This is a genomic window from Sciscionella sediminilitoris (genome assembly GCF_000737195.2).
In the GTDB taxonomy this organism is placed as follows: Bacteria; Actinomycetota; Actinomycetes; order Mycobacteriales; family Pseudonocardiaceae; genus Sciscionella; species Sciscionella sediminilitoris.
This window is the reverse complement of the sequence record NZ_JALM01000099.1, coordinates 32,230-45,728: the sequence shown is the minus strand read 5'-3', so window position 1 is coordinate 45,728 and position 13,499 is coordinate 32,230. Positions and strand designations below refer to the sequence as shown.

Here is a 13,499-nt window from a genome sequence, read left to right as displayed (position 1 = left end):
CAACACAACCACTCACAAGGTCTCGGGAGCGATTTGGCCGGTTCGTTCGTTGACCGGATGTGGCCGTATTTCTGCTTGTCTATGTGGTGCTCGAACTGGCCGCGATCGCGGCGGTGAGCTGGGCGATCGGGTTCTGGTGGATGCTGCTCGCCCTGATCGTGGGCGCGCTGCTCGGTTCGTGGCTGGCCCGCCGGGAGGGGCGAAGGGCGTTCGCGGCGCTCGGCGCGGCGACCCGTTCGGGTGGCACGGGGCATGAGGAGCTGACCGATGGCGTGCTGATCGCGATCGGCGGGGTGGCGATCATGCTGCCCGGTTTCCTCAGCGATCTGCTCGGCTTCGCGTTCCTGCTGCCGCCGACCCGCAAGCTGCTGCGCGGGTACTGGCTGCGGCGGCTGGAACGGCGCTCCCCCGGTCTGCGCACCGCACGGATGCGGGGCACCGGGACCGTGGTGGACGGGGAGGTCGTGGACATGCCCGCGGACACTCCTGGCGAACGGAAGGACCGGCCCGCGGACAAGCACACGGTGATCGAGCTGCCGCCGAGCTGACCGGGTCAGTCGGCCTTGGGCAGGTCGAAAAGGCCCATCATCCCCGCCGCGAACGCGAGGTCGCCCTTGACCTTGAGCTTGCCGGTCACGAACAGCAGCGGGGCGGAGGCCTTCCCGGTGATCAGCTGGAGGAAGTCGGCGGGCGTGAGCGTGATGCTCACCCGCGGTGTCGCCCCCTTCCCGTGCGCATTCGGCGATTTCGTGACCGCACAGCTGCCGTTCTCGATGACCGTCTCGTACCTGTCGTAGCCGCCCTCTCCGGATCCGCCGGTGAAGCGCCAGTGCACGACGGCCCGGGTGTCCGCCGCCCGATCGGCCCGCAGGTGTTCACCCATTCGGCGGAAAATCTCGTCGAGGATGACCGTGCGAAGGCGCGGCTTTCCGAGTACGTCGGCCAGCTGGCCTTTACTTGCCCGGCCGATGAGCCTGGCAAAGGTGGCCGGCTGTACCTGGGTGACGTCCACGTTCCCGCCGCCGGAGCTCAGCCGGTCGATGGCGAGCAGCAGCCGGGTGAGGTCGCCTTTGCCCAGCGTGTTGGGGTCGATGTTGGCCGCGACGGCCTCGGTGTCGAGCGCAGCGAGCTCCGGGCTCTCCGGTCCGAGCGTGTCCAGAAGGTCGAGTAGCTGCTTCGTGCGCAGCGACGCGGGGTTCGCCAGCGCCTCGGCACGGTCGTTGTTCGCCATGCCAATAAACTTACTGTCGAGTAGGTACGGCTTTCAAGGCGGTAAAGTACCGTGTTCACGCATCGGCCTGTGCAACTTGCGAGGGGTTGAGGAATGGAGCTGGTCAACGAGGAGGCCTCGGGGCGTCCGAAGCGGTTGCCGAGAGAGGTTCGGGAGCGCCAGATCCTCGACGCCGCGGTGAGTGTGTTCTCCGCGCATGGCTACCACGCGGCCTCGATGGACGAGGTGTCCGCGACCGCGGGGATCTCGAAGCCGATGATCTACTCCTACCTCGGTTCGAAGGAGGACCTGTTCGCCGCGTGCATCCGCCGCGAACTCGATCGCCTGCTCGTGGCGATCGCGGACCGGGCCAAGCCGGGACTGCCCGCCGATCAGCAACTCTGGTACGGGGTGCTGGCCTTCTTCGAGTTCATCGGGGCGAACAAGGACTCCTGGTCGGTGCTGCACCGGCAGGCGAGCGAGCACGGTGGCCCGTTCGCCGCGGAGCACCGCCTGCTGCGCACCAGGGCGATCGAGCTCGTCGCGGCACTGGTGATCAGTGCCGCCGGGCGTTCGGAGCACAGCGAGATCGGCGCGGCGGCACAGCGCACGGGTGAGTCGCTGGCGGCCGCGGTCGTCGGCGCGGGTGAGTCGCTCGCCGACTGGTGGCTGGACAATCCGCAGGAGTCGGCGCGGCATCTGGCCGAGCGCATGATGAATGTCGTCTGGGCCGGGTTCGGGAACCTGATGGACGGCAAGGTGTGGGCGCCCCCGCCGGAGGCGGATGAGTGAGCTCAGGGCGTGGCGAAACCCGCTGGCTCATGGTTAGATGGCCTTGGTCGTATCGGATCGCCGTGCACGCCATGTGCGGGGGTCCGAAAATATTGTGGTAAGTCGTAGCTTTCCTCCAGATGTCAATTCGGAGAAGTCGCGGTTTGACACTCCGACCAGGAAGCCGTAACCCTCGGCTTCTTATTGTTTCGCCGGCATGTTGTGAGGAGACAACAGTGGCACAGGGCACCGTGAAGTGGTTCAACGCGGAAAAGGGCTACGGCTTCATTTCCCCGGAGGGCGGCGGCTCGGACGTATTCGTGCACTACTCGGAGATCCAGGGCAGCGGCTTCCGCACCCTCGAGGAGAACCAGCGCGTTGAGTTCGAGGTCGGTCAGGGCCAGAAGGGTCCGCAGGCGCAGAACGTTCGCGCCCTCTGATACCGAACTTCGCATGATGAGAAACCCCCGGCGGATTCCGATTCGCCGGGGGTTTTTCGTGTGCGCCCTGCTGCTCGCCGGCACGGTGACCGCGGCACCTTCGGCGGTGGCGAGCGAGGCGCCGAGTATCCAGCAGATCCACGGCACGACCTTCCGTTCGCCCTATGACGGGCAGCGGGTCGCGAACGTGCGCGGAGTTGTGACTTCGGTCACCACACAGGGAAAGGCGCGGGGGTTCACCTTCGCGAACCCCGCCCGCGCCGCGCGGTCGAGCTCCGCGCTGTTCGTTCTCACCGGTGCGCAGACTCCTCGGGTGCGGACCGGGGACGTGGTCAGCGTGTCCGGCACGGTCACCGACTACTTCGCCGATGCGGCCCCGGAACGCAGCCTCGATCTGCCGCTCACCGAGATCACCGCGGCCTCCTGGACGGTGACCGGGAGCGCTCCGGTTCCTCCCCCGGTCCTGCTCGATCAGCACACGGTGCCCCGTGCGTTCACCGCGTCCGCCGGTGGCCGCAGCATCGAATACCACCAGCTGCGCCCCGATCGGTACGCGCTCGATTTCTACAAGGCGCACGAGAGCGAACTCGTCGCGGTGCGCGATGCGCGGGTGGTCGGGCCGACCAACTCACACGGCGAGTTGTGGGTGACCGCGCGCGAACGGGACAACCCGACCCCGCGCGGGGGTACCCGTTACGGGTCCTATGCGCGGCCCAATTCGGGACGGCTGCTGGTGAGCCCGCTCCCCGGAACCGCACCCTTGCCCGCGGCCGATATCGGTGACCGGCTCGGTGGCCTGACCGTCGGCCCGCTCGGCTACTCGCAGTTCGGCGGCTACGAGCTGCGCGCGGCACGGCTCGGCGCCTTACGGCACGGCGGCCTGGCGCGGGAGACGACCCGGGCGCAGGGCAGCGATGAGCTCGCGGTCGCCACCTACAACGTGGAAAACCTTTCCCCGCAAGATGATCCGGCCAAGTTCGACCGGCTGGCCGAGGGGATCGCAGGCAACCTCGCTGGGCCGGACATCGTCTCGCTCGAGGAGATCCAGGACGACGACGGACCGACCGATGACGGGGTCACCTCCGCCGGAGTCACCCTGGACAAGTTCACCGAGGCGATCGCGGCCGCCGGCGGCCCGCGCTACCGGTGGCGCCAGATCGATCCGGCCGACGGAGCCGATGGCGGCCAGCCGGGCGGGAACATCCGCAATGTGTTCCTCTACAACCCCGCGCGAGTGTCCTTTGTGGACCGTCCGGGTGGTTCGGCGACCGAACCCGTGCGGGTGCTCGGCAAGCCCGGAAGGCCGGAGCTCTCCGCTTCTCCCGGCCGGATCGCGCCGCGCGACTCGGCCTGGCTGGACAGCAGGAAACCGCTCGCCGGTGAGTTCCTCTTCCGCGGTCGACGCGTGTTCGTCGTCGGCAACCACTTCAACTCCAAGGGCGGCGACCAGCCGCTCGCCGGTCGCTACCAACCACCCCAGCGGTCCTCCGAATCGCAACGGCTCGCCCAGGCCGGGCTCGTGCGCGGGTTCGTCGGTGAGCTCGAGGCCAAGGATCCGCTCGCGAACATCGTCGTGCTCGGCGACCTGAACGACTACCAGTTCTCACCGGCCGTGCGCACCCTCACCACCGGCGGCGCCCTGACCGACCTGGTCGACACGCTGCCGCCCGCGCAGCGGTATTCCTATGTGTACCAAGGGAATTCGCAGGTCCTCGATCACATCCTCACCAGTCCGGGCCTTGGCAGGCCGGATTACGACATCGTGCACCTCAACGCGGAGTTCGCCGATCAGGTCTCCGATCACGATCCCCAGGTGGCCCGCCTGCGGCCGCGGCGCTAAGTGGTGGTCGCCCTGCTGGGATCGATGAGCCGGAACGCGGCGCCGGTCGGGTCGGCCACATCGGCGAGCCTGCCGTGCGGGCTGTCCGCGGCGGCGCTGAGCACCGTCCCGCCGAGCTCGGGAACCCGGGCCAGTGCGCCGTCCACGTCCTCGATGCCGAAGTAGTTCAGCCACCGCGAGGTGCGCGGATCGGGTTCCATGGTGCGCAGATCCGCCATACCCGCCACGATGTTCTCGCCGATACGCATGGTCGAGTAGCGGAACTCCTCGCTGTCGGCCATCGACTCGAACACGCCCCCGAGTACCTGGGCGTAGAAGTCCACGGACCGCTGGAAATCGGCGCTGTGGTACTCCGTCCACACCACCGACTGGTTCTCCGCCACCTTCTCGAAACCGTTGAAACTCCCCGGTTCCCAGAGGCCGAACGCCGCGCCGAGCGGATCGGTGAGCACCGCCATCTTGCCGAGGTCGCCGACCGGCATCGGTTCGACGGTCACCGTCGCCCCGTGCTCGCTCGCGGCCGCGGCGGACGCCCCGATGTCCGCGGTCGCGAAGTAGGTGCTCCAGGAGTCCGGGATACCGTCGCTGGGATCGTGCCCCATCAGACCGGCGACCTGAGCCCCGTCCGCGCGGGCGCTCGAGTACCCGCCGAACTCCTCGTTGTCCGGGTCCACCGCCCAGCCGAGCAGGCCCTCGTAGAACTGTCTCGCCCGTTGCTTGTCCGAGGTGAACAGGTCGATCCAACAGGGTGTCCCCGGTGCGAATACACGTTCGCCGATGGTCATCTTCTCGCTCCGTTGCGATACGCGCCCGGCTGCTCGCCGCCGGGCTGGTGTGTCGAAGATAGACCCGGGCACCGACGAAAACCGGCCGGTGAAGCAAGGGATGACTTTGGTCCCGGCCGGAAGGGCCCGGTGCTCGAGCACCGGGCCCTCGGCTCAGGGCGGAGGATGCGGGATTTGAACCCGCGAGGGTGTTAACCCAACACGCGTTCCAAGCGTGCGCCCTAGGCCACTAGGCGAATCCTCCGCGAAGAAGTATACGCGCCGGGTTTCGCGCACCCACATGGGCATCGACAGCCGATGGTGACTACACTTGATGGCGGACCTCGTGCGGCGTCCATCCTGTGAACCTCCCCAGGGCCGGAAGGCAGCAAGGATAAGCGGGCTCTGGCGGGTGCACGGGGTCCCCTTTTTTTGCCTACACACAGGGGGCACAGGTGAACCGTCCAGCACGCCGGGATCCGAGCAAGCTGACCGAGGCGGATGGGTTCCGCGAGTTCGTCGCGGGTGGCTGGGGCGCCGCCGACCGGACGCCGAGCGTGCTCGACGGGCAGGCCGCTGCGGCGGCCGAGCACCGGGCGCGCCTGTCCCACGAATTCGCCGGGCAGCGGATCGCGGTCGCGGCAGGGCGGGCGCCGGTCCGGGCGAACGACACCGACTTCGACTTCCGGCCGGACTCGGACTTCGTGTGGCTCACCGGCTGCCGCGCCGAGGGATCCGTGCTGGTCATGCACCCGAGCGGGGACCGCCACGACGCGGTGCTCTACCTGCGTGCCCCGGCGGGCCCGAGCGAGGCGGACTTCTTCGCCAGCGCCCGGGACGGCGAGCTGTGGATCGGTGCGGTTCCCGGGCTCGCCGAATGGGAACAGGCACTCGGCATCACCTGCCGCCCCATCGAGGAGCTGCCGAACGCGCTGCGCGGCAACTACCCGCCGGTGCTCGCGACCAGGGGCATCGAGCCGCTGCTGGACGCGCTGGTGCTCGGGGACGGCGCGGAGCTGCGCCAGGTGCTCGCCGAACTGCGCCGCATCAAGGACGACTGGGAGATCGGCCAGTTGCAGGCCGCCGTGGACGCGACCAATCTCGCGTTCGCGGATGTCGCCCGCGCGATCCCGGAGGCGCTGCGGCACGGCGGGGAGCGCTGGCTGCAGGGCACCTTCGACCGCAGGGCGCGCACCGAGGGCAACGGCGTCGGGTACGCCTCGATCGTCGCCGCCGGACCGCACGCGCCGGTGCTGCACTGGGTGCGCAACGACGGCGCGCTCACCGAGGACGCCGCGGTGCTGCTGGACGCCGGGGTGGAGATGAACTCCTTCTACACCGCCGATGTGACCCGCACCTTCCCCGTTTCCGGGACGTTCAGCGAGGCCCAGCGCAAGGTCTACGAACTCGTGCACGAGGCGCACGTGGCCGCGATGGCCGAGGTGAAACCGGGCGCGGAGTACCGGGCGTTCCAGCGCAAGGCCATGGAGGTGCTCGCCACCGGGCTGCACGACTGGGGATTGCTTCCGGTCAGCGTCGCCGAATCGCTCGAGGCGAAGGGGCAGCAGCACCGCCGCTACATCGTGTGCGGGGTCGGCCACTTCCTCGGCATCGACGTGCACGACTGCGCCCGCTCCAGCGCCGAGGCGTACCACGACGGCAAGCTCGAGGCCGGGATGGCGCTGACCGTGGAACCGGGGCTGTACTTCCACCCGAACGACCTCACCGTCCCCGAGGAACTGCGCGGGATCGGGGTGCGCATCGAGGACGACCTCGTGGTGACCGGGACCGGCAACCGGGTGCTCTCCGACGGGCTGCCGATTACCGCGAACGGCATCGAGGACTGGGTCAGCGGGCTTCGGTAGGCTCGCTGACGTGGTTCTGGCTCTCTACCGTAAGTATCGCCCGGCAACTTTCGCCCAGGTTGTCGGTCAGGAGCACGTCACCGAACCGCTGCGGGCCTCGCTGCGTGCCGGGCGGATCAATCACGCCTACCTGTTCTCCGGCCCGCGCGGCTGCGGGAAGACCTCGAGCGCGCGCATCCTCGCCCGCTCGCTGAACTGTGCGGCGGGCCCGACCGACGAGCCGTGCGGGGAGTGCAATTCCTGTATCGCGCTCGCCCCGAACGGTCCCGGTTCGGTGGATGTGGTCGAGCTCGACGCGGCCTCGCACGGCGGTGTGGACGATGCGCGCGAACTGCGGGACAAGGCTTTCTACGCGCCCGCCGAATCGCGCTACCGGGTGTTCGTCGTCGACGAGGCGCACATGGTCACCACGCAGGGATTCAACGCCCTGCTCAAGATCGTCGAGGAACCGCCGGAACACCTGATCTTCATCTTCGCGACCACCGAACCGGACAAGGTGCTCCCGACCATCCGTTCGCGGACGCACCACTATCCGTTCCGGCTGATCCCGCCGAAGCCGATGCGGGCGCTGCTCGAAAAGAACTGCGAGGCCGAGGGGATTCCGGTCGAACCGGCCGTGTACCCGCTGGTGATCCGCGCGGGCGGGGGCTCGGCACGGGACACCCAGTCGGTGCTCGACCAGCTGCTCGCCGGTGCCGGTCCGGACGGGGTCACCTACGAGCGCGCGGTCGCGCTGCTCGGGGTCACCGATGTCACGCTGCTCGACTCGCTGGTCGACGGGCTCGCCGCGACCGATGGTTCGAGCGTGTTCGGCACCGTGGAACGGGTCGTGGAGGCGGGGCACGATCCGCGCCGGTTCGCCTCCGATCTGCTCGACCGGTTCCGTGATCTGTTGCTGCTGCAGGCGGTGCCCGGTGCCGCGGAGCGCGGTCTGGTCGCGGTGCCCGAGGACCAGCTGGCCACCATGGACAAGCAGGCGCGTGACCTCGGGCAGGCCACCCTGACCAGGTACGCCGAGATCCTGCACACCGGGCTCACCGAGATGCGCGGGGCCACCGCTCCCCGGCTGCTGCTCGAGCTGCTGTGCTCACGGATGTTGCTGCCCTCCTCCAGTGACACGGAATCCGCTGTGCTGCAACGGGTCGAGCGTCTGGAGCGACGGGTCGCCGCCGGGGTTCCGGCCGCGGCGGCACAGCCGGGACAGGCGCAGGAGCAGGCCCCGCCGGAACGGCCCAAGTATCAGCGCCCGAGTGAGCGGGCGGCCGCGGCCCCCGCTCCGGAACCGGCTGCTGCTCCGGCGGCACCGGAACCTCCGGCACCGGAACCCGCGCCCGAACCCGCAGTATCCGAACCCGCCCCCGAGCCCGCAGCCCCAGAGTCCGCAGCGCCGGAACCCGCGGTGCCGCAGCCCGAGCCGGTGGCGGCGAGCACACCCGAGCCCGCCCCGGAGCCGCAACCCGAACCCGCACCACGCCCCGAACCCGCACCGGAACCCGAGCCGGTCCGGGCGCCCGATCCGGAACCGGTCGCCGGTCAGGTCCCGCCGACGAGCACCGGGACCATGGACGCGGCCGGGGTGCGCAGCGTGTGGTCCGAGGTGACCTCCGCGCTCCGTGAACGCAGCCGCCCCGTGCAGGCGATGCTCGCCGCGGCAACCGTGCAGTCCGTCGAGGGCAACACGATCGTGCTCGCCCATCCGGCGGCGCCGCTCGTACGACGGCTGTCCGAACCGCACAACGTGGAGGTCGTCGCCGCCGCGCTCACCGACGCGCTCGGCGGAACCTGGCAGGTGCGCTGGGTGCACGGTGATGCCGCGGCACCGGCTCAGCAGGCGGCGCCGCCGAAGCAGAAGCCGAGCTTCGAACCGCCCAAGCGCACCCAGCGCCGGGAACCCGATCCGGAACCCCCGCCGCCGGAGCCCGAGCCGGAACCGCCCGAGCCACCCGAACCGATGGACGACGAGTCCATGCTCGCCGAGGCCGCGCGCCCGATGACCGATGAGGAACGGGCGAACCAGCGGACCCCGGAGGACGAGGCGATCGATCTGCTCACCGAACATCTCGGCGCGCGCAAGATCGGCGGGGACGAATAAGCGCTCAGATCGCGATGTGCAGCGTGTGCGAGAGCACGAGCCCGGCCGCGCCGAGGAGCGTGGCGTGGTCATCGAGATTGGTGAACGCGACCTGAGGCGGTCCTGCCGGATGCGGCGGAATGCCGCGGTGCAGATGGTGCTCGATGCGACCGCGCAGGGTTTCGCCCGCGGCCACGGCGTCCCCGTGCAGGATGAACAGTCCCGGGGCGAAGGTCTGATGGAGATTCGCCATGCCGATGGCGAGATTGCGGGCGTACTCGTCGAGAAGTTCGGCGGCGTGCGGATGATCGCGTGCCGCGAGGCGGGCGAGCGGTCCCGCGGTGAGGGTGGCGGCTCCGGGCAGCCCCTTTTCCAGGGCCTCGGTGCGTAGCCAGGTGTGCGTGGCGATGGTCTCCCAACAGCCGGTTCGTCCGCAGTGGCACGGTTTCCCGTGCAGATCGACGGTGGTGTGGCCGACCTCGCCGCCCGTTCCGCCCGGTCCGCGGTGCACGCTGCCGCCAATGACCAGGCCGACGCCGAGTGCCTCGCCGGTGTAGAGGGAGGCGAAACCGGACCGGCCGCGTCCCTGGCCGAACCAGCGGTCCCCGAGCGCCTGTACCCGGGGATGCACGTCGATCCAGGTGGGCAGTCCAAGCGTGGTGCGCAGATGCTCGGCGACGGGCAGCCCGTCGAGCGCGGGAGCCAGCGCGATGTGCACGATGCTGCCGCTGTCGGTGTCGACCATGCCGCCGATCGCGACCCCGATCCCCATCGGTTCCGTGCTACCCGCCGCGCGGATCTCGGTGAGCGCCTCGGTGAGCGCTTCGAGCGCGGGCGTGCCGCCGGGAACCCGAACGTCGTACTCGCGCCGGGTGTGAGCGAGCAGGGTGCCCCCGGCGCTGATGAGCGCGGCCTCGACGGTGCCGGGCAACAGGTGTGCGCTCGCGATCGGCGGGGCGTTCTCGGCGAACCAGAGCGGCCGTGAGGGCTTGCCGCCCGCCGCGCTGCTCGGCCGGCTCTCCCCCTCGGCGAGCAAGCCGTTGTCGATCAGTTGCCCGGTGATACTGCCGATCGTGGCGCGGGAGACCCCGGTCAGCCGGGCGAGTTCGGCGCGGGAGAGCGGTCCGGTGTCGTAGAGGGCCTGCATGATCCGCGCCCGGTTGACCTCGCTGGCCACCGTGGGCGAGATCAACGGTGCCTCGGCTGCCATTCGACCCCTCGCCTCGCTGGTTTTGTTCCGTATTCAACATACAACGTAGCGAATTGGCTGGCCAGAGTCATTGTGAGTGAGCTCTTGACCTAGGTTAGTTCAGAGAGTAAACATACTGGGATCCAAGGCAATGTGGCTGTAGCGAGGTGGCTGTGATGAGGTTCGGCATCGTCGGAAGCGGGATTCGTGGCCGGATGTACGCCCGTTCGCTGGGTGAGGCACCCGGGGTCCGGGTGGCCGCGGTGTGCGACCTCGACGAGTCCAGCGCACGGCAGCTCGGCGAGGAGTTCGGCGCGGCCGCGTTCACCGATCATCGGCGGATGCTCGCGGACTCCGAACTGGACGCGGTGATCGTGGCGACTCCGGACTTCGCGCACCGGGATGTGGCGGTGGACAGCGCGCAGGCCGGTGCGCACCTGCTGATCGAGAAACCGCTCGCCACCACCCGCGAGGACATTCGCGCGATCCACGAGGCGGTGGAGGCGGCGGGCGTGCAGTGCCTCGTCGGGTTCGAGAACCGGTGGAACCCGGCGATCCGGCGGCTGCGCGAGCTCTCCGCTGCGGGGCGGTTCGGCGAGGTGCTCACCCAGAACATCCTGTTGTCCAATACCTATTACGTGCCAAGGGAAATGCTGTCCTGGGCGGCGAAGTCCTCGCCCGCGTGGTTCCTGATGAGCCACACCGTGGATGCCGCGGGCTGGGTCGCGGACAAGGCGATCACCTCGGTGGTCGCCCGTGGTTCGCGCGGCCGACTGGCCTCGCTCGGTATCGACACCTGGGATGTCATCCACGCCTTGCTGACCTTCGCCGACGGCACCACCGCGAACCTCACCTCGACCTGGGTGCTGCCCGATTCCGAACCGTCCATTGTGGACTTCAAGTACCAGGTCGTCGGCACCGAGGCCGCTGTGGATGTGGACCTGCAGGACCAGAGTGTGCGCCTGGCCGCCGAGGACTACAGCTGGCCGGGGCTGCTCGGCGGGGAACTCGACGGGCGGTTGCAGGGCCCGCCGACCTGGATGGTCCAGTCCTTCGCCGCGCGATTGCTGGATGGCGCTCCCGTCGGACCGGGGATTGCCGACGGCGCGATGGTGACCGACGTGGTGCTCGCGATCCTCGAATCGCTCGAAACCGGTGCGCCGACACCGATCACCCCGAGCCTGGCCGGAACGAGCGCGGTGTCCCATGCCTGAGATGCTCGCCGGAAACTCCCGCACCACAACGCGGCTGGGCACCCGGGTGGCGCTCATCGCCGCGGTCATCGGCGTGATCTACGGCTACGACAGCGGTTCCATCGGTGGTGCGCTTGTCGTGCTCAAGCAGCAGTACCAGCTGAGCACGCTGTGGGTTTCGGTGATCACCTCGATCGTCGTGGTGGGCAGCCTGTTCGGCGCGATCATCGGGCCACGTATGGCGAATTCGCTCGGCCGTAAACACACCATGGTCGTGATCACCATCGGGTTCGCCCTGTTCGCCGCGCTCAGTGCGGTGCCGTGGGGCATCGTGTGGCTGACCGTCGTGCGCCTGTTCCTCGGTGTCACGATCGGACTGTCCACTGTGGTCGCCCCGATCTTCATCTCCGAATTCGCCCAGGAACATCAGCGCGGCAAACTCGGTACCTCGTACCAGTTCTTCACCTCGGCGGGTGTGGTGATCTCGCTGCTCGTCGACTGGGGGCTGGCGGACAGCGGTTCCTGGGAGCTCATGCTCGGCCTCTCCGCGATTCCCGCGGTCGCCGTGCTCGCCGCGATCATCCGGTTCCCGGACAGCCCGCGCTGGTATGCCATGCGGGGCCGGTTCGAGGACGCGCTCGACACCTTGCGCCGCATCGATCCGGATGTCGCCGAGCAGCGCCTCGCCGATATCCGCGCCGATGTGGCGGGTGGGGAGACCGGGCGGTTCCGGGAGATCTTCACCCGTCAGTATGCGCGGGCAACCCTGTTCGTCATCGGTTTCGGTTTCTTCGTGCAGATCACCGGCACCAATACGATCCTGTACTACAGCCCGCTGATCTTCCAGCAGGCCGGAATCAGCAGCGCATCGAACTCCATCCTGGTGTCCGCGATCGTGCAGGTGTTCTCCATCGTCGGTGTCGTGCTTTCCATGCTCGTCGTCGATCGCTGGGGCCGCCGCAGGCCCCTGCTGCTCGGCGGCGCGGGCATGATCATCGGGCACGCGGTGATGATGATCGTGTTCGCCAGCGGACCGTCGGGGGCGATGGGATACGTTGCGGTGGGCGCGATCGGCCTGTTCTACGTCGGTTTCTACTTCGGTATCGGTTCGCTGATCTGGGTCTACTGCGGTGAGGCTTTCCCCGCCAAACTCCGCAGTGTCGGCGCCGCGGCACTGCTGATCACCGACTTCATCGCCAACCTCATCGCCACTTTCGCCTTCCCCGGAATGCTCGACGCGCTCGGTGGCGCCTGGGCGTTCGGTGTCTTCATGGTGCTCTCGGTCGCCGCGTGGATCTTCATGCACCGGATGGCACCGGAAACCAAACACCGCACCCTGGAGGAAATCCGCGACTACTGGAACAACAACGGGCAGTGGCCGAGCGCCGTGCAGCGCTGAGCCGTGTTCCGCCTGGTTGGAACGACGCTCCAGGTGTGTCAGACTGGTTGCATGGCAACGCGGGCGGGCCGGACGCAGCGGCGCACCGAAGCGCTCTCGCGCGAGCGCATCATCGAGGTCGCCGTCGAACTGCTCGATTCGGCAGGCGATGGCGGGCTGACCTTCCGGGCACTGACCGAGCGCCTCGCCACCGGTCCGGGGGCGATCTACTGGCATGTGGCGAACAAAGGCGAACTGCTCGAAGCCGCCACCGATGGGGTCATCACCGCCGCGCTTGCCGCGGAACCCGCTGAGCAGGCGGATTCACCGCGGGACCGGATCCGCGCCATCGCGCTCGGCCTGTTCGAGGCCATCGACCGGCACCCCTGGCTGGCCCCCCAGCTCGCCGCCCAGTTCTCCCGCAAACCATGGGGACCCGTCACCCCGCGAATCTTCGAAAGCATCGGCAGGCAAGTGCGGGAACTCGGTGTGCCCAAGGAAAACTGGTTCACCGCGACATCCGGGCTCGTGCACTACATACTCGGCGCCGCCGGACAGAACGCCGCCAACGCCGCAAGCGTCCGCCTCCTTCGAACCGAGGACGAACGCGCCGAATTCGTCGAAGCCGTAGCCAAGGCATGGGAAGAACTCGACCCCGAGGAATACCCCTTCACCCGCGCCGTCGCCGATCAGGCCCGCGAACACGACGACCGCGAACAGTTCCTCGCCGGAATCGATCTCGTGCTCGCCGGAATCACCGCTGTGCAGGGTCAATAAA

At 68.8% G+C, this 13,499-nt stretch carries 12 protein-coding genes, 1 tRNA gene and 1 other RNA gene; 10 read left to right on the top strand and 4 right to left on the bottom strand.

Features of this window, described 5'->3' with window-relative positions; translation table 11 throughout:
* Window positions 1-59: 59 nt before the first annotated feature.
* Window positions 60-548 carry an FxsA family protein gene (locus AD72_RS30025; protein ID WP_031470000.1) on the top strand — a complete coding sequence of 163 codons (489 nt, stop codon included), beginning with the start codon at window positions 60-62 and terminating at the stop codon, window positions 546-548.
* Window positions 549-553: 5 nt separating this feature from the next.
* Here AD72_RS30025 and AD72_RS30020 read toward each other — a convergent pair whose 3' ends face one another.
* Window positions 554-1,231 carry an SCP2 sterol-binding domain-containing protein gene (locus AD72_RS30020; RefSeq protein ID WP_031469999.1) on the bottom strand — a complete coding sequence of 226 codons (678 nt, stop codon included), beginning with the start codon at window positions 1,229-1,231 and terminating at the stop codon, window positions 554-556.
* A gap of 93 nt (window positions 1,232-1,324) precedes the next feature.
* Between AD72_RS30020 and AD72_RS30015 the strand changes: the two genes are divergently transcribed.
* The 3 genes from AD72_RS30015 to AD72_RS30005 all read left to right on the top strand — a co-directional run bounded on the left by AD72_RS30015 (window position 1,325) and on the right by AD72_RS30005 (window position 4,261).
* Window positions 1,325-2,002, top strand: coding sequence for a TetR/AcrR family transcriptional regulator (locus AD72_RS30015; RefSeq protein ID WP_031469998.1), 678 nt, complete (start codon window positions 1,325-1,327; stop codon window positions 2,000-2,002).
* Between the two features lie 215 nt (window positions 2,003-2,217).
* On the top strand, window positions 2,218-2,421 hold the full coding sequence (locus AD72_RS30010) for a cold-shock protein (RefSeq protein WP_020499410.1): 204 nt from the start codon (window positions 2,218-2,220) through the stop codon (window positions 2,419-2,421).
* Window positions 2,422-2,434: 13 nt separating this feature from the next.
* Window positions 2,435-4,261: an endonuclease/exonuclease/phosphatase family protein gene (locus AD72_RS30005; RefSeq protein WP_031469997.1), complete on the top strand. Its 1,827-nt coding sequence runs from the start codon at window positions 2,435-2,437 to the stop codon at window positions 4,259-4,261.
* On the opposite strand, the gene AD72_RS30000 is transcribed toward AD72_RS30005, so the two are convergent.
* Window positions 4,258-5,046 (bottom strand): VOC family protein, encoded by a 789-nt coding sequence (locus AD72_RS30000; protein WP_031469996.1) that lies wholly within the window; start codon window positions 5,044-5,046, stop codon window positions 4,258-4,260. The genes AD72_RS30005 and AD72_RS30000 overlap by 4 nt on opposite strands.
* A 159-nt stretch (window positions 5,047-5,205) precedes the next feature.
* Window positions 5,206-5,290, bottom strand: a tRNA-Ser gene (locus tag AD72_RS29995).
* A gap of 71 nt (window positions 5,291-5,361) precedes the next feature.
* Here AD72_RS29995 and ffs point away from each other — a divergent pair.
* The 3 genes from ffs to AD72_RS29985 all read left to right on the top strand — a co-directional run bounded on the left by ffs (window position 5,362) and on the right by AD72_RS29985 (window position 8,982).
* An RNA gene (gene ffs, locus AD72_RS35295) (signal recognition particle sRNA small type) lies at window positions 5,362-5,456 on the top strand.
* Between the two features lie 24 nt (window positions 5,457-5,480).
* Window positions 5,481-6,890 (top strand): aminopeptidase P family protein, encoded by a 1,410-nt coding sequence (locus tag AD72_RS29990; RefSeq protein ID WP_031469995.1) that lies wholly within the window; start codon window positions 5,481-5,483, stop codon window positions 6,888-6,890.
* A 10-nt stretch (window positions 6,891-6,900) separates the two neighbouring features.
* Complete coding sequence (locus tag AD72_RS29985; protein ID WP_156365425.1) at window positions 6,901-8,982, top strand: DNA polymerase III subunit gamma and tau; 2,082 nt, start codon at window positions 6,901-6,903, stop codon at window positions 8,980-8,982.
* Window positions 8,983-8,986: 4 nt separating this feature from the next.
* On the opposite strand, the gene AD72_RS29980 is transcribed toward AD72_RS29985, so the two are convergent.
* Window positions 8,987-10,171, bottom strand: coding sequence for an ROK family transcriptional regulator (locus tag AD72_RS29980; RefSeq protein ID WP_031469993.1), 1,185 nt, complete (start codon window positions 10,169-10,171; stop codon window positions 8,987-8,989).
* Window positions 10,172-10,326: 155 nt separating this feature from the next.
* On the opposite strand from AD72_RS29980, the gene AD72_RS29975 reads away from it, so the two are divergent.
* Genes AD72_RS29975 through AD72_RS29965 form a run of 3 tightly spaced genes read left to right on the top strand, consistent with a single transcriptional unit; the run spans window position 10,327 to window position 13,498 of the window.
* Entirely contained in the window at window positions 10,327-11,364 is a 1,038-nt protein-coding gene (locus AD72_RS29975) for a Gfo/Idh/MocA family protein (RefSeq protein ID WP_082469229.1), read from the top strand.
* Window positions 11,357-12,742, top strand: coding sequence for a sugar porter family MFS transporter (locus tag AD72_RS29970; RefSeq protein WP_082469228.1), 1,386 nt, complete (start codon window positions 11,357-11,359; stop codon window positions 12,740-12,742). Before AD72_RS29975 ends, AD72_RS29970 begins: the two co-directional genes overlap by 8 nt.
* Before the next feature lie 51 nt (window positions 12,743-12,793).
* Complete coding sequence (locus AD72_RS29965; protein ID WP_031469990.1) at window positions 12,794-13,498, top strand: TetR/AcrR family transcriptional regulator; 705 nt, start codon at window positions 12,794-12,796, stop codon at window positions 13,496-13,498.
* Window position 13,499 lies beyond the last annotated feature (1 nt).